The sequence below is a fragment of the Fontisphaera persica genome (genome assembly GCF_024832785.1).
Taxonomy (GTDB): Bacteria; Verrucomicrobiota; Verrucomicrobiia; order Limisphaerales; family Fontisphaeraceae; genus Fontisphaera; species Fontisphaera persica.
This window is the reverse complement of record NZ_CP116615.1, coordinates 378,398-397,357: the sequence shown is the minus strand read 5'-3', so window position 1 is coordinate 397,357 and position 18,960 is coordinate 378,398. Positions and strand designations below refer to the sequence as shown.

19 protein-coding genes are annotated in these 18,960 nt (G+C 60.6%); 8 read left to right on the top strand and 11 right to left on the bottom strand.

Annotated features, from left to right (window positions below; translation table 11 throughout):
* Nucleotides 1-3: 3 nt before the first annotated feature.
* The 4 genes from NXS98_RS01655 to NXS98_RS01640 all read right to left on the bottom strand — a co-directional run bounded on the left by NXS98_RS01655 (nt 4) and on the right by NXS98_RS01640 (nt 6,680).
* Nucleotides 4-2,739 (bottom strand): hypothetical protein, encoded by a 2,736-nt coding sequence (locus NXS98_RS01655; protein ID WP_283846724.1) that lies wholly within the window; start codon nt 2,737-2,739, stop codon nt 4-6.
* Nucleotides 2,740-2,771: 32 nt separating this feature from the next.
* Nucleotides 2,772-4,157 (bottom strand): dihydrolipoyl dehydrogenase, encoded by a 1,386-nt coding sequence (lpdA, locus tag NXS98_RS01650; protein WP_283846723.1) that lies wholly within the window; start codon nt 4,155-4,157, stop codon nt 2,772-2,774.
* A gap of 424 nt (nt 4,158-4,581) precedes the next feature.
* The gene (locus NXS98_RS01645) at nt 4,582-6,060 is read right to left on the bottom strand and encodes a long-chain-fatty-acid--CoA ligase (RefSeq protein WP_283846722.1); all 1,479 of its coding nucleotides are present in this window, start codon (nt 6,058-6,060) and stop codon (nt 4,582-4,584) included.
* Nucleotides 6,061-6,131: 71 nt separating this feature from the next.
* Complete coding sequence (locus NXS98_RS01640) at nt 6,132-6,680, bottom strand: D-glycero-alpha-D-manno-heptose-1,7-bisphosphate 7-phosphatase (RefSeq protein ID WP_283846720.1); 549 nt, start codon at nt 6,678-6,680, stop codon at nt 6,132-6,134.
* A 295-nt stretch (nt 6,681-6,975) separates the two neighbouring features.
* Between NXS98_RS01640 and clpS the strand changes: the two genes are divergently transcribed.
* Nucleotides 6,976-7,290, top strand: a complete 315-nt coding sequence (gene clpS / locus NXS98_RS01635; protein ID WP_283846719.1) for an ATP-dependent Clp protease adapter ClpS — start codon at nt 6,976-6,978, stop codon at nt 7,288-7,290.
* Nucleotides 7,291-7,303: 13 nt separating this feature from the next.
* Here clpS and NXS98_RS01630 read toward each other — a convergent pair whose 3' ends face one another.
* Together NXS98_RS01630 and NXS98_RS01625 are read right to left on the bottom strand one after the other, a co-directional pair.
* Nucleotides 7,304-8,608 carry a sulfatase family protein gene (locus NXS98_RS01630; protein WP_283846718.1) on the bottom strand — a complete coding sequence of 435 codons (1,305 nt, stop codon included), beginning with the start codon at nt 8,606-8,608 and terminating at the stop codon, nt 7,304-7,306.
* A gap of 15 nt (nt 8,609-8,623) precedes the next feature.
* Entirely contained in the window at nt 8,624-8,998 is a 375-nt protein-coding gene (locus tag NXS98_RS01625; protein ID WP_283846717.1) for a tetratricopeptide repeat protein, read from the bottom strand.
* Between the two features lie 54 nt (nt 8,999-9,052).
* On the opposite strand from NXS98_RS01625, the gene NXS98_RS01620 reads away from it, so the two are divergent.
* Nucleotides 9,053-9,673, top strand: a complete 621-nt coding sequence (locus tag NXS98_RS01620; protein ID WP_283846716.1) for a 3-keto-disaccharide hydrolase — start codon at nt 9,053-9,055, stop codon at nt 9,671-9,673.
* A gap of 58 nt (nt 9,674-9,731) precedes the next feature.
* Nucleotides 9,732-10,991: a phospholipase D-like domain-containing protein gene (locus NXS98_RS01615; RefSeq protein WP_283846715.1), complete on the top strand. Its 1,260-nt coding sequence runs from the start codon at nt 9,732-9,734 to the stop codon at nt 10,989-10,991.
* Between the two features lie 7 nt (nt 10,992-10,998).
* Here NXS98_RS01615 and NXS98_RS01610 read toward each other — a convergent pair whose 3' ends face one another.
* The 5 genes from NXS98_RS01610 to NXS98_RS01590 all read right to left on the bottom strand — a co-directional run bounded on the left by NXS98_RS01610 (nt 10,999) and on the right by NXS98_RS01590 (nt 15,175).
* Nucleotides 10,999-12,243: a CotH kinase family protein gene (locus tag NXS98_RS01610; RefSeq protein WP_283846714.1), complete on the bottom strand. Its 1,245-nt coding sequence runs from the start codon at nt 12,241-12,243 to the stop codon at nt 10,999-11,001.
* Between the two features lie 60 nt (nt 12,244-12,303).
* Nucleotides 12,304-13,083, bottom strand: a complete 780-nt coding sequence (locus NXS98_RS01605; protein ID WP_283846713.1) for a phosphodiester glycosidase family protein — start codon at nt 13,081-13,083, stop codon at nt 12,304-12,306.
* Between the two features lie 149 nt (nt 13,084-13,232).
* Nucleotides 13,233-14,225 (bottom strand): type II secretion system F family protein, encoded by a 993-nt coding sequence (locus NXS98_RS01600; protein ID WP_283846712.1) that lies wholly within the window; start codon nt 14,223-14,225, stop codon nt 13,233-13,235.
* A gap of 18 nt (nt 14,226-14,243) precedes the next feature.
* Complete coding sequence (gene trxA, locus NXS98_RS01595; protein WP_283846711.1) at nt 14,244-14,576, bottom strand: thioredoxin; 333 nt, start codon at nt 14,574-14,576, stop codon at nt 14,244-14,246.
* 80 nt (nt 14,577-14,656) lie between these two features.
* Nucleotides 14,657-15,175, bottom strand: a complete 519-nt coding sequence (locus NXS98_RS01590; protein WP_283846710.1) for a hypothetical protein — start codon at nt 15,173-15,175, stop codon at nt 14,657-14,659.
* A 164-nt stretch (nt 15,176-15,339) separates the two neighbouring features.
* Between NXS98_RS01590 and rplU the strand changes: the two genes are divergently transcribed.
* From rplU to NXS98_RS01565, 5 genes are all read left to right on the top strand, one after another.
* Nucleotides 15,340-15,651, top strand: coding sequence for a 50S ribosomal protein L21 (gene rplU / locus NXS98_RS01585; RefSeq protein ID WP_283846709.1), 312 nt, complete (start codon nt 15,340-15,342; stop codon nt 15,649-15,651).
* A gap of 20 nt (nt 15,652-15,671) precedes the next feature.
* Nucleotides 15,672-15,944: a 50S ribosomal protein L27 gene (rpmA, locus tag NXS98_RS01580; protein WP_283846708.1), complete on the top strand. Its 273-nt coding sequence runs from the start codon at nt 15,672-15,674 to the stop codon at nt 15,942-15,944.
* Between the two features lie 56 nt (nt 15,945-16,000).
* The gene (locus NXS98_RS01575; protein ID WP_283846707.1) at nt 16,001-17,170 is read left to right on the top strand and encodes an Obg family GTPase; all 1,170 of its coding nucleotides are present in this window, start codon (nt 16,001-16,003) and stop codon (nt 17,168-17,170) included.
* Nucleotides 17,171-17,252: 82 nt separating this feature from the next.
* The gene (locus NXS98_RS01570) at nt 17,253-17,942 is read left to right on the top strand and encodes a tol-pal system YbgF family protein (protein ID WP_283846706.1); all 690 of its coding nucleotides are present in this window, start codon (nt 17,253-17,255) and stop codon (nt 17,940-17,942) included.
* A gap of 30 nt (nt 17,943-17,972) precedes the next feature.
* Complete coding sequence (locus NXS98_RS01565; RefSeq protein ID WP_283846705.1) at nt 17,973-18,932, top strand: D-2-hydroxyacid dehydrogenase; 960 nt, start codon at nt 17,973-17,975, stop codon at nt 18,930-18,932.
* Nucleotides 18,933-18,960 lie beyond the last annotated feature (28 nt).

The following is an 18,960-nucleotide window of genomic DNA, read 5'->3' as shown; positions in this document are numbered from 1 at the left end:
ACTTCACGGCCGGGCCGTCCGCGCTTCAAAGAGGCGGCGCAATCCGCGGGCGTCGGGACTGGACTCGCTAAAATAAACCGGCGAATCCGCAAGCGTGAATTGTCCCTCCCTCACCGGGTTGCCCATGATGTCCCAGACCCGAATTCCCCTGGACAGGTCCAGGGCGATGGGTTTGGCGCTCCAGGCAATGCCCACGCTTTGCCTGCCTTTGCGAAAAAGATAAAGACGCCCCGTCCCCTGAGTGACGGCTCCCAGATAATCCTCCGGTGTGCCCAACAACCGATTCAAGACGGCGGCAGCAGCATACATCTTGCGGGGTTGGCCGCCATATTCAAAAAAGATGCCGCCTTCATTGGGGCCGTTGATTTGCGCGGAACTGCCCGCATGCAAAAAGATTTTGCGCGCGCCGTGGGCAAAGGTGATGGCGGTGAATTTCACCAGGTGCTCGGCTGCCGCCTGCTCGCTCGGCCAGCGCGAGCGCGTCATGGCCGCATCGCCGGTGCGCGGGGGAATGCAGGCGGGGTCATCGTCCGCATAACATCCGTATTCCGTAATCCACACCGGCTTGGGACCGCCGTGGCGGGCCATCAAATTTTCCAAGGTGACATAGGATGCTTCCAGATTTTCCGCGGGCGCCGGGGGGTCATATTGATGCAAATCCAGAATATCCACATGCCGCAATCCGCCCTTCTCGACAAATTCCAAAGTCAAACCGGCGTCGGGGCCGGTGCCAATCCCCCCCACAATCTTCACCTTTTTATCCACCGCCCGGATGGCACGGTGAGCCGTCTCCACCGCCTGCAAATAATCCGCCATGGAATGACCATCGGCGCGCGGCAGGGCGTAACTCGTATAAATGGGTTCATTCAGAATGTGGTAAGCCCGGACCCGCCCCCCGTAATGCCGCGCCACCGCTGCGGCGTAAGTGCCAAAGTCCTCCCATCGCTGCGGAGCCTGAGCTACAAAACGGCGCTGGCTTTCATAGTCCTGCGCGTGGGGAAGGTTGTTGGTGGACGCCGCCCAGCGGGAGGACCACCAGGAGGATGGAAAGGGCAGCAGCACCAGCGGCTCGCCGCCCAGGCGCAACACCCGTTCGATTTGTTCATCGGCCGCTGCAAAATTCCACTGACCCGGCGCTTTTTCCACTTCATGCCACTTGGCCGACCAGTCCCGCCACCACCGGATGCCCGCCAGATGCGCCAAATGCACCAAAAAATCCCACGGGTAGGCATGATTCATGCCAATGGCGCCCTCCGCCTGCGGCGTCACCGGTTCAACAAGCGCACAACGGAGGGTATTCGTCCCACCCGCCGCAGCCCACGTCACCCGATAGAAACCCAGCCGGTTGGGCAATAGCCCCTTCAAGGTCACCGTCCCGCGATGTATCTGGGGTGACACCTGTTGCGTGAACTGGATTTCCAGATTTTGCTCATACACCACCCGGTCAAAAAAATCGGTGATTAACAAGCGTCCCCCCACCCGCCTGGGATTTTGCCCATGAGCCGCCCCGCGCAGAATAAGCGTCAGCCCGGCGGCTGGATTGGTGAAAATGTTGCCGACCACCGGTGTCTCCAGAGAAGTCTCCAGCGGCGTTCGCGGCTGGAAAGAACCTGAATCGCTTTGGCGTTGCAGCGCCACGCGGTCCACCCAGACTGTGCCCGCAGGGCCGGTGGATGATAGGAAATCCGGCCCAGCCGCCACAAACACAAACGGCCGGTCAGGCTGAAAATTCAGGGCATAACGCTGCCATTGTGGCGTCAGGCGCACCGTTTGCTGTCGCGTGGGTCCTTCCGCCTGCACGATTGTCAATGTGGCGGGGATGCCCGCCGGCTCGGAGCGCATCTCCACGGAGAACTGCATAGGCTCACCAGGGGTTACCTTCAACCATCCCAAATTGGCGGCGAGCATCCGGCGGACCGGACGGCGCACGGCCTGGAAATAGTCAAAGTAGAAGACGGGGGCGGTTTCCGGGTCCCACTTAATTTGCAAACACCCTCCGCCATCCGCTCCCCCCACCGGCTGCCAAGTCCCCACCAACTGATATAATTGATTGCCCCATCCGCCCGGCTCATTGTTGTAACTGCCCCAATGGGCGGCGCCGCACTCGAACGCGCCATTGGGAACCAGATTCACCACCCCCTCAGCGCTCCACTGGGGATGCCATTGGCGGCCTCCCGGAATGGCCACCAGCTCCACGTCATCCAGCCAGAGTGTGCCCGTGGATTTGAACCAAAATTGCAGGCGGCTGCTCTCGGCAGGCAGGTTGTCGGTGGCCTCAAACACGAACTCATACCGCTGCCACTGGGCCGTGGCGTAAAAACCGAAATCCAGCCCCACACCTTTCCAGACCCGCGTATTGTTCAAGGCCACCGATACGCCCTTGAGGATTCCCTCGGCTCGGGCACGGAAGCTGAGGCGATACCATTGGCCCCGCTGCATGGCGACCCGGCCCACCTGGCAAATCATGGCATGCGCGCTCGGAGAATCTTTGCCCATGAACGTGCAGATGAGGCGGCCGCAATACCCTCCTTCAGGCAGGGGTTCCCGGCCCAATTCCTGGCGTGTTTCACGGTCACCGGCCGGCTGCCAGTCATCCGGCACCCCGTCTCCATTCGCATCCAGTTCAAAAGAACCGTTGATCACCAAATTGGAGCCGGTTTGCGCACAGGCAAAAAAGGCTGAAGCCCAAATAACCCACAAAAAGCACCAGCAGCCTCTGGTCCAGGGCGAGGAGTTCATGCGCCCTTATATAACGCGGGCACCGGCTGATATCAAATATGAATGGCGCGGCCGTCCACGGCCAGGGCCGCCTCTTTGAGCGCCTCGGACAAGGTGGGGTGGGCATGGCATACCCGCGCCAAATCTTCCGCGCTGGCCCCAAACGCCATGGCCGCCGCCGCTTCCCCAATCATTTCCCCGGCATGGGGCGCAATCAGGTGGACGCCCAGCAAGCGATCAGTTTCGGCATGTGCCAGCACTTTGATTTTGCCCTCCGTTTCGCCGAGCGTGCGGGCGCGGCCGCTGGCCAATAGTGGAAAAATCCCTTTGCGATAAGGAATGCCCCGTTCTTTTAATTGTGCCTCCGTTTTACCCACGGCGGCAATTTCCGGATGGGTGTACACCACTCCGGGAATCAAGTCGTAATCCACATGCCCATGTCCCCGGACTATGCCCTCCACACAAGCGATGCCCTCCTCCTCGGCCTTGTGCGCCAGCATGGGGCCATGAATGACATCGCCAATGGCGTACACGCCCGGCACGGCGGTGGCAAAACGCTCATTGACGGGAATGCGTCCTCGTTCCAGCGCAATTCCCAGCCGCTCCAATCCCAAACCAGCCGTATGCGGCACCCGGCCCACCGCAAGCAACACATAATCACATTCCAATGGCTCAGCACCCTCACGCTCCACCACGCAATGGCCGCCCACCCTCCGTGCGGAGGTCACCCGCGTGTTGAGATGAAATTTCAGTCCCTGCCGCGTGAATATTTTTTGCGCCTCCTGGGCTATTTCCTCATCCGTCCCCGGCAGAATGCGGTTGAGATATTCCAAGACAGTGACTTGGGCGCCGAACCGCTGCCAGACACAACTGAGCTCCAGACCAATGAAACCGGCGCCAATGACCACCAGTCGCCGCGGCACTTCCGCAAAGGAGAGCGCTTCCGTGCTGGTCACAATGCGCTCGCCGTCCAATTCCACCCCGGGCAATGGCGCGGAAACACTGCCCGTGGCGATGATAAAATGTTTCGCCTGCAGACGCACATTGTCCTGGCCGCGGACTTCAATTTCGTGGGGCGACAAAAAGGAAGCCGTGCCTTGAAAGTGCGTGATTTTATTTTTCCGAAACAACCCCTCAATGCCTTTGGTCAAGGCGCGCACCACCTGGTCTTTCCGCTGGAGCACGGCAGGCAAATCGAGGCTCACTCCATTCACCCGCACTCCATGCTGGGCCAGGCCGGTGAGGGCTTCCTGATAGCGGGCGCTGGATTCCAGCAAGACTTTGCTGGGGATGCAGCCAATGCGCAGGCAGGTGCCGCCCAGAACCGCCTCTTTGTCCACACACGCCGTTTGCAGGCCAAGCTGGGCGGCGCGGATGGCCGCCACATAGCCGCCCGGTCCCGCTCCAATCACCACCAAATCAAACGCTCTGGTTTCCACGGACCCAACTATATCCCATGCTTGGGGGATGACCAAGAGTTATCCCCCCCACGGCGCACAGTCCCCAGCGGCGGCCGTTCGCCTCGCTCAAGACACGCGCAACCGGTAAAAGGCGCGTGGCGCCGGCGGATAAGTATCTCCAAACCGAGTGGCTCCCCTCCGGAGCAATGATAAACTCGGCGACATCCAGCCCGGCACCCTCTTGCGCCACCAGGTGCCCACCCGCGCCGGCCCGCCCGACACCACCCGCCCCCGGGTGTCTATCAAACCGGGGCAAGCCCACTGCGACGGCTCACCCATGATTTTAGAGGGAGAGCGTACGCAAGGCAGGTCGCCTGTCAAAACAAGCCGGACTTTTTCCTGCGGGCCTTCCCTCCGCAAAACCCCTTCCCGTCCGCCCAATCCACGTGCCATCTCGGTTAAATCAGGCCATCTTGCGCAGCTCGGTCTTGAGGATTTTACCGGTGGCGTTGCGCGGCAAGGCCGGCAGCACCGTCACTTTCCTGGGCACCTTGTAATGTGCCATGCGCTCGCGCAAAAAACGCAAGAGGGCATACTCGTCAAATGCCGCTCCTTCATTCAAGGACACAAACGCTACAGGTTGCTCACCACGGCGGGCATCCGGCACGCCGATGACCGCCGCCTCGCGGATGCCGGGGTATTGATAAATCAATTCCTCAATCTCGCGGGGATACACATTGATGCCGTTGACAATCAACATGTCCTTCTTGCGGTCCGTGATGTAAAAATAGCCGTCTTCATCGCGGTAACCCACATCGCCTGTCAACAGCCAGCCGTCCCGCATGACCGCCGCGGTGGCCTCCGGCTGGTTCCAGTAGCCCGCCATGACGTTGCCCCCGCGGATGCAAATCTCGCCAATCTCCCGCGGTGGCAGAAAGCGACCCTGATCATCCTGCACACTCAATTCCACGTCCGGAATCGGCACGCCAATGCTGCCTTCCTTCCACGGCCCGCGGATGGGATTCAGGCTTGCCACCGGACTGGTCTCGCTCAGGCCATAACCTTCGAGCAACGGCAACGGAAATTTGCGGTTGAATTCACGCAAAATTTCCACCGGCAGCGCCGCCCCGCCGCTGATGCACAGCCGCAACGGCAGTTGCGGCGGCAGCTCCGCCTGCGCAAACAGCCGGAAAAACGACGGCACCGCCGGCAAAATGGTGCCCTGATGCCGCAATATCTCGAGGATGATGTTTTTCGCGGGATGAATGGATTTGATGAGCACAATCGAGGCCCCCGTGCACAAGGGCAGCAACACGCACACCGTCAGCATGAAGCTGTGAAACATGGGCAGCAACAGCACAAAACGGTCTCCCAGCGTGCTCTCCAACATCTGCTGGCAGCTCCGAATGTTATGCAGCAAATTGCCATGGGTCAGCATGGCTCCCTTGGGCCGCCCCGTCGTGCCCGAGGTGTAAATCAAGACCGCCAAATCCTTCTCCTCCCGGACACAACCTGAAGGAGGGATATCCGACAAATCCCCCGGCATGGCCGGCATTTTTTCCACCATCCAAACCACCAAACCGGGGTGTTTCTCCACCAGTTTTTGGGACGGCTCCGCCAGCGAAGCATCCGTAATCAGATGCCGGATGCCGGCATCCTCCAGGATGAAAGCCACCTCCTCGGGCTTGAGAAAATTGTTGATGGGAACGGCCGCCGCGTTGGCCATGAAAATCCCGAACAAGGCCGGCACAAATTCCGGACAATTTTTAAGCCACAACCCCACCCGGTCCCCCGGCCGCACCCCCAACCGCTCCAGTTCTGCCGCCAGCCAGCGGGATTGATGGTACAGTTGGGCGTGGGTAAAAGTGGCATCCCCCCAAAATAACGCTGCCTTCTGTGGTTCACGCCCGGCGGCCGTGGCCCATTGGGTTGCAAGGTTCATTGGCCATGTTATTAGCATCAGACAGCCCAACCTGCAACCCTGCCCTTGCCTCCCTGCCCCCCGGCCCTCCTTTAGTCCTCAATCGAATAATTCATGCTGTGCAAATAAAGGACTTTCTCCACCGCCGCCCGGAAGTCCGGCACCACACAATCATGATGGCCCGCGCCATTGGAGGCGCTCCGAATCATGACCGACGTACAACCCGCCCACCGGGCCGCCTCGGCATCCTGCCACTTGTCGCTGATGACAAAGGAATGCGGCAGGTCTATGTGCCACTTATAAGCCGCTTCAATCAGCAGTCCCGGACGTGGCTTGCGGCAGGGGCAATGATCCATTTCATCGTGCGGACAGAAAAACAAATCATCCAAGGGAAATATCTGCCGCACCAAGGCATGCATCCGGTCCAGTTCAAAGCGGGACAAATAACCCCGGCTTATCCCCGGCTGGTTGGTGGTGGCAATCAACAGAAACCCCTGCTCCTTCAAACGACGCAACAAGGGCAGCACTTCCACGCAAATCTCAAACTCCTTCAACGCCGTGGGCGGGACCGCTTTGCCCCCTTCCACCCGCGGCCGGTTGAGTATTCCGTCGCGCTCTAAAAAAATGGCAGGCTTTATCATGCTTGAATGCAAAGCAAATCGCTCGCCGCTCTCAAAATTGCGAATACCAATCCCCTTAACGCCTGCAGTCTGTTTTCGGACCCCGCAGCCTTGCTCCCCTAACCCTCCGGTGGCGACTTCGGCCTCGCCCCGGCTCCACCTCTCATACCGCCATTGAACGATACTCCGGACGGCTGGTTTTACCGGGACAGACCGGCTTGAAGATTCTGGAGTTCACCGCCCCCGTTAACGCTGTCAGCAGCCCCCCGCTTGTAACCAGCCTGCAAACAAGGTAATTATTAGGGGTGGATTGCTTATGCCCGAAACGATGGAACCTTTGACTCTCCCGGATGTGGGAGAAACGACGGAAAGCCAGTCTAAAGACGCGCTGGAACCGGGTTACCTGGTGGTGTGCTGGAATGACCCGGTCAACCTGATGAGTTATGTGACGCATGTCTTCATGCGGGTTTTCGGCTGGCCCCGCCAGAAGGCCGAACACCACATGCTCCAAGTGCATACGCAGGGCAAAAGTGTGCTCGTGCGCGACACCTTGGAGAAAGCCGAACATTACGTTCACCAGCTCCATAGCTACAGCCTCCACGCCACCCTGGAAAAGGACGAGCCAGCCTGAGAGGCATTCCTGCTCAAGGCCGCCACCACGCATCCAACATGGCCTGCAAACGAGCCACCCGCCGCGGCTCACGGGAGGCGAGATTTTGCTGTTCCCGAGAATCTCGCCCCAGATGGTAAAGTTCCAGCGACCCCTCCGGTTCATTGGCCGGATGGGGAACTATTAATTTCCAATCCCCCGCCACCACCCAGCGCCAGCGCAGGCTCGAGGCGGGCTGGTGCAAGTCCACCGCGTTGTGCGTGTGGCACTCCCCAAAAATGGCCGGTCTGCGTCTCACCGCCCGCTCGTCCAACAAATCAACACCCGGTAAGTCCGTCATCCGCGGCAATTGCATGAGCTTGACCAGCGTGGGCAAAACATCCACCGACGACACCGGTGTGGGGCGCAACGCCGGCCTTATTCTCCCCGGCCATCGTAACATCAGCGGCGTGCGCAACCCGCCGTCATAGGGGGATTGTTTGGATTTGGGCGCATAGCGTGGATTATCCTCGCTCTGAATCCAGCCATTGTCGGCCAGATAAACCACGAGGGTATTGGTCGCCAGCCGTTGCGCGTCCAAGTATTGCAACAACTCCCCCACCGTCTCATCAAACCATTCCACCATGGCCCAGTAACGCGCCACATGCAGGGAGGGCGTCAGCGGCCGGTAATGCTCCAACAATCGCTCCGGGGGTGTATGCGGATCGTGCGGCATCATCGGGGCGTACCACACCATGAAGGGCCGCTGTTCGGCCCGGGCCCGGGCTATGAAATCATAGATGGGTTGCATCGTCTTGCGCCCAATGTCCAATCCTTCATCGCCATGCCGCCCGCCCCGGGTCATGCCGTGGGTGAATCCTCCCCGCGTGTAATCCCCCTGCCACCACTTGCCAGTTTGCAAACACCAGTACCCCCGCTCCTTCAACAGCCGGGGCAGTGTGGGCACGCTTTCCAGGTGCCGGTTCATGACTTCGCGTCCCTCCTGAAATGCCGGGGTTTTATAAAACTGCGCCGGCGTCATGCCCGGCGGCAGCGGCGGGTCATTGCTGGTAATCTTGTGCTGATGCGGATAGCGTCCTGTAATCAGGGAGGCCAGACTGGGACAACATAAACTGGCAGGCACATAGGCGCGCGTAAACACCAGGCTTTCCCGCGCCAAACGGTCCAAATGTGGCGTGCGCAAATACGGATGGCCCATGAAGCCGTAATCCGTCCACGCGTGGTCATCGGAAACAATCATCACCAGGTTGGGCGCTGGTGCCGCGGCCAGCGGCCACCACTGCAGGAGCATGGCCACCAGGCTGCATTTTCCCAGGTATAATAAATAACGTGGCGCCATGGGATTCCCGCTTTTTCAATCCTGCCGCTCCAAATCCTCCAGTAATTGCTCCACCTCCGCCTTGGGCCCCGCATGATTTTGCTGTTCCGCCAGCACCCGCGCCCGCTCCAATGCCTGGCGGGCCGCCTCGCGATTGCCCAGCATCAACTCGCAGCGCGCCAGCAAAATTTGCACCGCCATCCAGTCGGGTTTGAGCTTCAACGCCACCTGAAAGTGCTCCTTCGCCTCGGCATACTCACCCGCGTCAAAAAGCGCCTTGCCCAGGCTGAAGCGCGGCAGCTCATGGTCGGGAAACTGGGCCACTCTGGCCCGATGACGTTCAATGGCTTCGTTCATCGCGCCGGTAACATGCCACATTCCCAACGGCACGCTCAACGGCAAATGCAGCACGGGGGTTTTCTTCTGGCTTGCAGGTGCAGCCGGTTTGAGGCACCCTTGCCCGCCATGAAAAACTGCTTGCTGAGTTTGTTGGCCTCGGCGGTGCTCGCCTCCGCCGCAGGAGTGGAACCGGGTTTTGTGGCGTTGTTTGACGGCAAAACCTTCAACGGCTGGCGGATGGCCACCGAAAACACCAACACCTGGAAAATTGAGGACGGCGCGCTGGTCACCCGCGGAGACCGTTGCCATCTGTTCTATGTGGGCGACCCCAAACCCTTCAAAAATTTTGAGTTGCGCGTGGACGTCATGACCGAGCCGGGCGCCAATGGCGGCATTTATTTCCACACCCGCTACCAACCCACCGGCTGGCCCAAGTACGGCTTTGAATGCCAGGTCAACAACAGCCACAGCGACTGGAAGCGCACCGGCAGTCTGTACGATGTGGTGAATGTGCGCGAAACCGCCGCCAAAGACAAGGAATGGTGGACCCAAACCATCCTTGTCCAGGGCAACCGCGTCATTGTGAAAATCAATGACAAGGTGGTGGTGGACTACACCGAGCCGCCCGACAAAAAACCGGGCAATGATTTCACGCGCAAACTGGATGAAGGCACCTTTGCCCTCCAGGCTCATGACCCCAAAAGCGTGGTGCGTTTCAAAAACATTCGCGTCAAGCGGCTGGATTAAGGTCTGAATCTGCACGGCGGCGGCACGGGAAACCACCTGTCCGCCGCCGTTTTCTGCCATGCGCTTGCGCTGGGTCACTGCCGCTGCCTTGCTTTTCCTGCTGTTGGGAGTGGGCGCCGGCTGCCTAAGCCCCACCTCCAAGCGCACCCGCTATTCCTACCAGCCGGACTACGGCGCGGAAGACCCCCAGTTTCTCCGCTCCCTGCAGGCGTTGCGCACCGGCATCAAGGGCGGCAATCAGGCCACCCTGCTGGAAAATGGGGATGCCCTTTGGGCCAATATGTTTGCGGCCTTGCGGGCCGCCCGCCAGAGCATCAACATCGAAACGTACATCTTCGATGACGGCCGCCTCTCCCAGGAGCTGGTGGACATTTTGTGCGAACGCGCCCAGGCCGGCGTGGAAGTGCGGGTGCTGGTGGACGCCTGGGGCGCCCGCGCCCCCCTCCTGGAATCCCGTCTGAAAACCGCCGGCGTGCGCTACCGCCATTACAAGCCCATCCGCCTCTACGCCCTTTACCACATTGAAGACCGCACCCATCGCAAACTGGTGATTGTGGACGGGCGCATTGGCTACTGCGGGGGCTTTTGCTTCGATGACCGCTGGCTCGGCAACGCCCGCAATCCCCAAGAATGGCGGGAATTAACCGTCCGCGTGGAAGGCCCAGTGGTGGCGCAAATGCAAAGCATCTTTCTGGAAGACTGGCTGCACACCACCGGTGAGGTCCTGCACGGAGACCGCCATTTCCCTCCCCTATTACCGGCGGGGGAACAACTGGCTCAGGCCATCAGCAGCACCCGCCATGACCAGGCCTCCTTGAGCAAGCTCATGGTGTACATGGCCCTGCAAGCCGCCCGCCGCCGCATCTGGATCGCCAATGCCTATTTCGTGCCCGATGCCCAAATCCGCTCCGCCCTCAAAGCGGCCGCCCGCCGCGGGGTGGACGTACGCATCATCACCCCCGGCGCCAATACCGACTTTACCATGCTCCGCAACGCCTCCCGTTTCTACCAGTCCGATCTCATCAAAGGCGGCGTTAAAATCTACGAATACCAGCCCACCATGCTGCACAGCAAAGCCATGGTGGTGGACAGCGTTTGGGCCACCATCGGCAGCATCAACCTCAATGCGCGCTCGTTCAAGAAGAACGCCGAGGCCAACGTGATGATTTACGATTATCAATTTGCCGCGGAACTGGAGCAGGCCCTGGCCAAAGACATGGAGCAATCCCGCGAAATCACCCTCGAAGAAGTGCGCCGCCGCGGCCCCTGCGCCCATCTGCGCGAATTCTGGTCCTCGCTCTTCTCCGAACGCTACTAGACCGGCCCTACGGCCGCTCGCGCCGGGCAATCTCCTGATCCAGCCACTGCAACCGCCGCGCCACCCACACCTTCATCTGCTCCACATCCTGCTCAAAGGTTAGCCGGTCCGGGTACCCGCCGCGGTCCGTGGGCCAGCGCTGCACATTCCGCTGCGCCGCTTCGCCCAGCGTCCGGACGTTGTCTTCTATCATGCGCACCAAGGCCGCTTCCGCCAACGGCTTCTGCCGCAACTGCCGCCAGCGGGCCGCAAAGCGCCGCCGGTAATCCGCATTTTGCATCAAACGGTCAAACAAGGGATTGCTCAGCCAGACGTTGTGCGGATAGGGCGTGGCGTTCCAATTGCGGCCAAACGTTCCATCGTAGTCCCACGGCACAAAAAAGAACTTGTTGGTTTGCGGGCCGCTTTCCTGACCATCCCGCGCCAGGATGAAATTCTTGGTGATTCCGTCACTGTTGGCCGTGACCTGCACCAGAATATGGAAATCCATGGCATTGCCCAAATCCAGCCGGTGCTCAATGCCCTTCTCCGCATGCCAAAACTCCTCCGCACTGCTGCTGCTGGTAAAGCGCGTGAAGAGCTCCAGCGGACGCCAGTATGCCTTGCGCTCGGGGTCCGGCTCCCGTTGCTCAAAACCGGCCCTCCCGGCCTGTCCAAAATTGGCCGCATGATCCTCCGCTTTATACATGACAGAATGACTGAAATCGTTGGAGTGAAACGGCCGCAGCCCCAGCAGTTGCCGGTCCACCCGCTCCATCAACAGATACACGCCATGATACCGCTGATTCCAATAGACCTCCACAAACCGGCTGTCGGCGGCATGGCGTGGCGCTCCCGGCTCGGAAAATGAACGAAATAAATCATAAGACAATTTGTGCCGCATGAGGGAGCGGTCTATGTAGGCCGCATTCAAAATCCATCCCGTTCTTTTGCTCATGCCCAGCAAGGGAACAGCATTGGACAAGCTGAGCCGGAAAGATTTTTTGGGAAATCCCAGCGAAGTGGCGCCATGATACCGCAGTTGCAACGCCAGCGTGTTGGTCAGGGTCTGCCGGCTGCCCGGGGGATAGACCAGCCGCAACGTGGCCGGCACCGGCGTTTCGCGCGACAGCGGGTTGGTGGCCTGAAGAAAAAGGACTGGCAAATGGGGCGTGAAGCTCCCCCACTCCCAAGCCGGCCGCGGCGGCGGGGCCGGCTGAGCCGAGGCCCAAATCGCTGTCAGGCAGGCAACCCAGACGAGTAATACACGCATGTCATAGTGTTGGATGCCCCCGCGGCAGGTGGGTATTCACTCCCTTTCCCTGCCGGGGCGTCATTCCGCCCGCCTTTCCGCAGGCACGGTCACCGCGAACATCGCGGCAAACTGACTCCGGGCATCCTCTTTGAAGCCCAGTTCCGGCAAATAAACCGCGCAAATCTCACCATCCAGGTACAAGGCCTCGTCACATTCCAACTTCTCCTTGAACAACCGCGCAAAGTCATAAAACCGCAGCCGGTGCAAAGACAGGGCAAAAACAATCTCCCCTTTCCGGCTCACCCCCACCCCGCTGCGCAGAAAAAAATTGGTTGACGCCGGTCGAAACTCCGGATGAAACACCCCATTGTTCAGCAATAATGGCCCGGACTGGCAGGCCAGATGAACTTGCGGGGTCAATTCTCGGAAAACCTCCGTTGCCACCACGCGCGGCCCGGTGGCGTGCAGATAAAACACGCCGTTGGGTTTCAGGTAAAAATTAAACTGGCCGCCTTCCAGTGACTTGAGATTCAGCGGCCGCAACTGCCGCCCGCCTTCCACGTGCAGACCCAAGGGAGTCAAATCGCGGGAAAAGATACCGGCGTTGATGGCGAATTTTAATTCTGCCGGCCGCACATGCTCGCGCAGGCGGGAAAACGTGGCCAGCGGTTTGTCGTTCCTGTCCTTCCAGTACAACCCCAGTTGGTCCGTCCGCCAGTCCACCCAGTAACAAACGAACTCCTTGTCCAGAAATTGCACCCGCTCCGCGCGGGCAGCCGCCAATGCCCCTGCCAGCGCCAGCCACCCGCAGCCAGCCAGCACCCAGCACCAATACCTCGTGCGCCTGTGGGATATCATGACCAGCTAACCTTAATGAAGGGCCTCCCTCCCTGTCAAATCAAGGTCATCGGCCAACTTGGGCTGGAGCGCGGCTGGACCTGCCTGAGGTGAGCCTTGCCTCCCTGATAACTGCCAGACGCGCCATGGCGGTCTCCCGGCCGACGCCCCTACATCTCTTTGAAAACCCCGGAAAAATAACCCAGGTAAGAGGTAATGATTTTGTACGCAATGGCCAACGCGATAATCAAATAAGTGATTTTGGGAACCCAGGACCAAAACAAACGCATTTCGTGTTGTCCCTCCTCAGAGTACAAAAACTGCAGATGCCGCAGCTCTTCATCCAGGCGTCCGCTGACCTCCCCGCTGGCATAGAGATTGGCAAACATGGTGGGAAAACAGCCGCTCGCCTTGACCAGCTCCGCCGGGGTCTGCCCCGCCGCCAGCAGGGGCGGCCACTGGCCCACCGCCCGGCGTATGGCGGGCGAACCGCTGGCCGCGGCAGCCAGCTCCCACGCCCGGAAAATGGGCACGCCAGCGTTGATTAAGGCCTGTAACGCGGCCGTCAGCCGGGCCAGCACCAGTTTGCGGCGCGCCTTGCCCAGCACCGGCACCCATTCCATCCAGCGCTCCATGCGCGCCCGCCAGGTTTCTGAATGGGTGGGGCGGAAGGCATACCATAAAAGCCCCAACAACAGATACAAAGGCACCAACAGCCCGCCGGTCTGCAGAAGGAACCCCGCGACGTTGCCGGTAACAACCAAATTCGGCAACGGAAAGATGAACACCGCAAAATGCAGCAGAAAAACGGGGTATAATAAATCCGACAAAGTTTGCCGCGCAATTTGCGCTTGCAACTCGTAATGACTGGCCAGCAGCCGCAACACCTCCACCAGCCGTCCCCCCTGCTCCCCGGCCTCAATCAGCGCCAAATCAAACTCAGGCAGTGGGGGATGCACCCGATGGAAAGCCTCGGTCAGGGTGGTACCCTCCTCCAAGGCCGCCAGACATTGCCCGGCCAGCCGGGAAGCCCAAGCTGCCGGCGGACTTTGGCGCAACAGGCGAATCCCCTGCAATATGGGCACCCCCGCCTGAATTAAATTGCCCAGTTGGCGATAAACTTCCGCCTGCTGCTGCAACCGGCCGGGAGTGGCAAGGGGCATGGACCGGTGCCCTGAAACTCAGGACACAATGCCGTCAATGATGGGTTTCAATTCCGCTTTGGACTTGTATCCCACCACCTGTTGCACCGGCTTGCCCCCCTTGAAAAACACCAGGTTGGGAATGCTCATGACTTTGTAGGGGGCCGCCAGCTCGCCGTGCCGGTCAACGTCCACCTTCCCAATTTTCAGACGCCCGGCATATTCAGTCGCCAGCTCCTCCAGAACCGGCGCCAGCCGCATGCACGGCCCGCACCATTCCGCCCAAAAATCCACCAGCACGGGCACCGACGACTGCATTACCTCGCGTTCAAAATTCTCGCTGGTCAATGTAATAAGATTGGCTCCTGCCATGGCAATTCCTCGTTCAAGATTGGTTTTTCCCGGCAATGCTCCGGCACAGCCTGGTAATTAAATGGAGGCGCCGCGCCGGTTTATTTGGGAATCTCATCCAGCATTCCCTGGGTTTTCTCCAGGAGGTTCATCAGGAACAACAACGTCCCTAAAGCCGCTCCTGAAATTACAAAAGCCACAATGGCCAGGACCTTGTCGAAAACCCCCACCGTGGCGGGTGGTTTAGGGGCCGCTGCCTTGGCTGGAGCCGCGGTGGTACCCGGTTTGGCGGCAGTAGCGGGAGCGGCTGGCTTGGCAGCAGGAGCCGCGGTGGAAGACAGCTTGGCGCCGGGAGCCGCCGTCGCAGGACGCGCCGCAGGCGCGGCCGCCGCAGCGGGCGCGGGAGCGGCACTGGCCGGCGGTGGCGCAGCTCCCGCCGGAGCCGCCGGCGGCGGAGCGGCGGCAGGCGCGCCCGAAGCGGGCAAGGTGGGCAGTTTGATGGTGGGGGAGGCCGTCGGTTTGGGCGGCAGCGCAATGCGCACCGTCTCTTTTTTGGGTTGAACCTTGGCTTCCGCCGGTTTGGGCGGAGCACCTTCAGGTGTGCCGGTTTCGTCAGCCATAAAATCTTAACAGTCTTTTCCGCAAGCTAAAACCCGCCGCCCGGCGTGTCAAACTCTTTCCGGGTTGCGAACCCCAAAAAAATAGTCCAAATTGTCCGTTGACAGGATGGCGGTTTTTTGGTCATATCGCCGTCCCTTTTTGGATGAGGGAACAAGGTTAATTTATGTACGCTGTATTAGAAACCGGAAGCAAGCAATATCGCGTGGCCCCGGGAGACACTCTGGAAGTGGAAAAACTGCCCGTGCCCGCGGGGCAGCCCTTTGTCTTTGATCGCGTGTTGCTGGTCAATCAAGATGGCGCCGTCAAAGTGGGCAACCCCACCGTCGCCAACGCCAGTGTCAGCGCCGAGGTGGTGGCCCACAAGCGCGGGGAGAAAAAGCTCACTTTCAAAATGAAACGGCGCAAGGGCTACCACAAAACCATTGGTCACCGCCAGGCCCTGACCGTGGTCAAGATTAACGCCATCAACGTTTAACTCTTTAACCCCCTTCGTCTATGGCACACAAGAAAGGTCAAGGCAGCGTTCGCAATGGACGCGACAGCGTCAGCAAACGGCTCGGTGTCAAACGCTTCGGCGGCGAGCTGGTCTCCGCCGGCAGCATCCTCGTCCGGCAGCGCGGCACCAAGTTCATCGCCGGCCAGAACGTGGGCATCGGCCGCGATTGGACCCTTTACGCGCTGGTGGACGGCCGCGTCAAATTCGACAAAAACAGCCGCCGCGTCAATGTGGAACCGGTGGCAGAAGCCGCCACCGCCGGCGCCAACTAGTTTTTACCCACATGAGCCAAGGCGAGGCAACCGCCTCGCCTTTTTCTTTGGCCGGCATGTTTATTGACGAAATCAAGGTTTACGCGCGCGGTGGCCACGGCGGGCGCGGTTGTGTGGCCTTTCACCGCGAAGCCTACCGCCCCAAAGGCGGCCCCAGCGGCGGCAACGGCGGGCGCGGCGGCTCGGTCATTCTCGAGGCCGACCATGATCTGAACAACCTCATCGCCCAATATTATCAGCCCCGCCTCATCGCCCAAAACGGCCAGCATGGCATGGGCAAGGGCATGGACGGTGCCTCCGGCAAAGACCTGATTGTCAAAGTCCCCTGCGGCACCCTCGTCTGGCGGCTGCCCCGCCCCGACCAGCCCGCAAAAGAACCCGAATTAACGCCTCCCACGGACAAGCCCATTCTTGCCAGCTCGCTGCAACATCGCCCAGTTATCCGTGTCTCTCGTGGGGAAGCCGCCCTGGAAATTGACCTGGCCGCCGAAGAGGAATCACCCGAACCCCAAACCAGCGACCCCCAGAAAGGCGAGCTTATCGCCGACCTCACCCAACACGGCCAGCGCTTTGTCCTGTGCCGCGGCGGCCGGGGCGGCCTGGGCAATCGCGCCTTTGCCACCTCCACCCGGCAGACCCCCCGGTTTGCCCAACCTGGTGAGCCGGGCGAAGAAGGCGAATTTTTACTGGAGTTGCGCATCATGGCCGATGTGGGACTGGTGGGTTATCCCAATGCCGGCAAGTCCACCCTGCTCTCCGCCATCTCCAAGGCCCGTCCCAAAATTGCACCGTACCCCTTCACCACCCTGACCCCCCAGGTGGGCATTGTGGAGTACGAGGATTTCCACCGGTTAACCGTTTGCGACGTGCCGGGCCTCATCGCCGGCGCGCATCGCAACGTGGGCTTGGGGCACGCTTTTCTGCGGCACCTCCAGCGCTGCAAAGTGCTGGTCCTGCTGCTGGACATGGCCGGCACCGACGGCCGCCTCCCTTGGGAGGATTACCACACGCTGCTGGTGGAACTCGAATTATTCGACCCCTCCCTTCTGGAACGCACCCGCCTGGTGGTGGCCAACAAAATGGACGAACCCGCGGCCGCCGGCCTCCTGAAACAATTTAAGCGGCAGGTGCGGCGGGTGCCGGTCTTGACGATTTCGGCGGCTTTCGGTGATGGTCTGGAAGTTTTCAAACGCGCCCTCCGGCAGGCCGTGGAAACCACCGCCTGAACCGCCCGGGCGCGCCAGGCGGGGCGGTCCGTGAAAAGGCTGGCATCACCGCCGGATTTTGCATAAAGAGGAAGGCCGTATCATGCATGGTTGGTTGCGCATTGTGGCGTATGGGGGCTTGATTGCCAGTGCCGTGCTCTTCGGACTGGCCGCGGCCACGGCTCGCGAAAGCATGGGCACCAACGGCGCCCTCTGCTTCTTCTCCATCGTGGCCCTGGCCCTGTTGGTGGCCCGCGATTTCAGCCGCTTCTTTGCCGACCGCGCCGTGGACTTCATGTACAATGATGACGGCGAAGGCCAGAAGGACCAGGAATACGAGCAGGCCGAAGCCGTCTGGCGGCAGGGTGATTACCTCGAAGCCATCCGCCTCTTCCGTGCCTACCTGGAAAAACATCCCCGCGAAATCCATGTCGCCCTCCGCATCGCAGAAATCTATGAAACCAACCTGGGCAACTACCTGGCCGCGGCCTTGGAATACGAGGAAGTTTTGAAGAAACCCATTCACCCGGAACGCTGGGGACTCCGCGCCATCCACCTCTGCAATCTTTATCACAAGTTGAATCAGCCCGCCAAAGCCACTGCCCTGCTCGAGCGCATCGCCACCGAGTACAGCCAGACGGCGGCGGCTAAAAAGGCCCGCGAAAAACTCGGCTGGCCGGAACCGCAACCCACGCCCGAAACTCCCGCAGAACCTGCGCCAGAAGAGCCCGCTCCCCAACCGGAAGAACCCAAAGGCCCCGCCCTGCCGCCGGGTTTCCGTCCCAAAAAATAATCCCCCTTTTTCAAGCCCCGCTTCGCCGCCGTGAAAATTGTCGTGCTGGATGGTTTCGCCGCCAACCCCGGAGACTTGTCCTGGGCCGGGCTGGAGGCCTTGGGCGAGCTGCAAGTCTTTGACCGCACGCCGCCGCCCTTAATCCTCGAACGCGCTCAGAACGCCGAGATTCTTTTCACCAACAAAACACCCCTGCGGGCGGAGACCCTCGCCGCCCTGCCCCGTGCTCGTTACATTGGCGTGCTGGCCACCGGCTATGATGTTGTGGACGTGGCGGCCGCGCGCCGCCAGGGCATCACCGTTTGCAACGTTCCCGATTACAGCACTCCCGCCGTCACCCAAGCGGTCTTCGCCCTGCTTCTGGAACTGACCAACCACGTCGGCGCGCACGCCCGCAGCGTCCAGGCGGGCGATTGGTGCCGTTCACCCGATTTCTCCTACTGGCTGTACCCCCTGGTGGAACTGCGGGGATTGACGCTGGGTCTGGTGGGGTTTGGCCGCATTGCCCGCTCGGTGGCACAAGTCGCCCTCGCGCTGGGCATGCGCGTTCTGGCTTGCCGTAAAAACGCGGCCCGCGGCAGCGAAACTTTTGACCAGGTGCAAATCGTGGACCTGGAATCCCTGCTCTGCACCAGCGACGTCGTCTCCCTCCACTGTCCCCTGACCGCCGAAACCCGCGGGCTTCTTAATGCCGAGCGCCTGGCCTGGATGAAACCTTCCGCCTATCTCATCAACACCGCCCGAGGCGCCTTGATTGTGGAGGCTGACCTGGCCAAAGCCCTGCACGAGGGGCGCATCGCGGGTGCCGCCGTGGACGTGCTGAGCCAGGAACCCCCGCCCCCGGACCATCCCCTGCTCCAGGCGCCACGCTGCATCATCACCCCGCACCACGCCTGGGCCACTCGCGCCGCCCGCGAGCGGCTTTTGCGCGTCTCCGTGGACAATCTCCGCGCCTTCCTTAATGGCCAACCGCAGAATGTGGTAAATTGAATCAGCCACAGGCTTGTCCTCATCAGGC

What these genes read in the sequence shown, in the direction of transcription:
- NXS98_RS01655 (WP_283846724.1), bottom strand. Translation starts at nt 2,739, where the DNA reads ATGAACTCCTCGCCCTGGACCAGAGGCTGCTGGTGCTTTTTGTGGGTT.
- NXS98_RS01645 (WP_283846722.1), bottom strand. Translation starts at nt 6,060, where the DNA reads ATGAACCTTGCAACCCAATGGGCCACGGCCGCCGGGCGTGAACCACAG.
- NXS98_RS01640 (WP_283846720.1), bottom strand. Translation starts at nt 6,680, where the DNA reads ATGATAAAGCCTGCCATTTTTTTAGAGCGCGACGGAATACTCAACCGG.
- clpS (WP_283846719.1), top strand. Translation starts at nt 6,976, where the DNA reads ATGCCCGAAACGATGGAACCTTTGACTCTCCCGGATGTGGGAGAAACG.
- NXS98_RS01630 (WP_283846718.1), bottom strand. Translation starts at nt 8,608, where the DNA reads ATGGCGCCACGTTATTTATTATACCTGGGAAAATGCAGCCTGGTGGCC.
- NXS98_RS01620 (WP_283846716.1), top strand. Translation starts at nt 9,053, where the DNA reads ATGAAAAACTGCTTGCTGAGTTTGTTGGCCTCGGCGGTGCTCGCCTCC.
- NXS98_RS01615 (WP_283846715.1), top strand. Translation starts at nt 9,732, where the DNA reads ATGCGCTTGCGCTGGGTCACTGCCGCTGCCTTGCTTTTCCTGCTGTTG.
- NXS98_RS01610 (WP_283846714.1), bottom strand. Translation starts at nt 12,243, where the DNA reads ATGCGTGTATTACTCGTCTGGGTTGCCTGCCTGACAGCGATTTGGGCC.
- NXS98_RS01605 (WP_283846713.1), bottom strand. Translation starts at nt 13,083, where the DNA reads ATGATATCCCACAGGCGCACGAGGTATTGGTGCTGGGTGCTGGCTGGC.
- NXS98_RS01600 (WP_283846712.1), bottom strand. Translation starts at nt 14,225, where the DNA reads ATGCCCCTTGCCACTCCCGGCCGGTTGCAGCAGCAGGCGGAAGTTTAT.
- trxA (WP_283846711.1), bottom strand. Translation starts at nt 14,576, where the DNA reads ATGGCAGGAGCCAATCTTATTACATTGACCAGCGAGAATTTTGAACGC.
- NXS98_RS01590 (WP_283846710.1), bottom strand. Translation starts at nt 15,175, where the DNA reads ATGGCTGACGAAACCGGCACACCTGAAGGTGCTCCGCCCAAACCGGCG.
- rplU (WP_283846709.1), top strand. Translation starts at nt 15,340, where the DNA reads ATGTACGCTGTATTAGAAACCGGAAGCAAGCAATATCGCGTGGCCCCG.
- rpmA (WP_283846708.1), top strand. Translation starts at nt 15,672, where the DNA reads ATGGCACACAAGAAAGGTCAAGGCAGCGTTCGCAATGGACGCGACAGC.
- NXS98_RS01575 (WP_283846707.1), top strand. Translation starts at nt 16,001, where the DNA reads ATGTTTATTGACGAAATCAAGGTTTACGCGCGCGGTGGCCACGGCGGG.
- NXS98_RS01570 (WP_283846706.1), top strand. Translation starts at nt 17,253, where the DNA reads ATGCATGGTTGGTTGCGCATTGTGGCGTATGGGGGCTTGATTGCCAGT.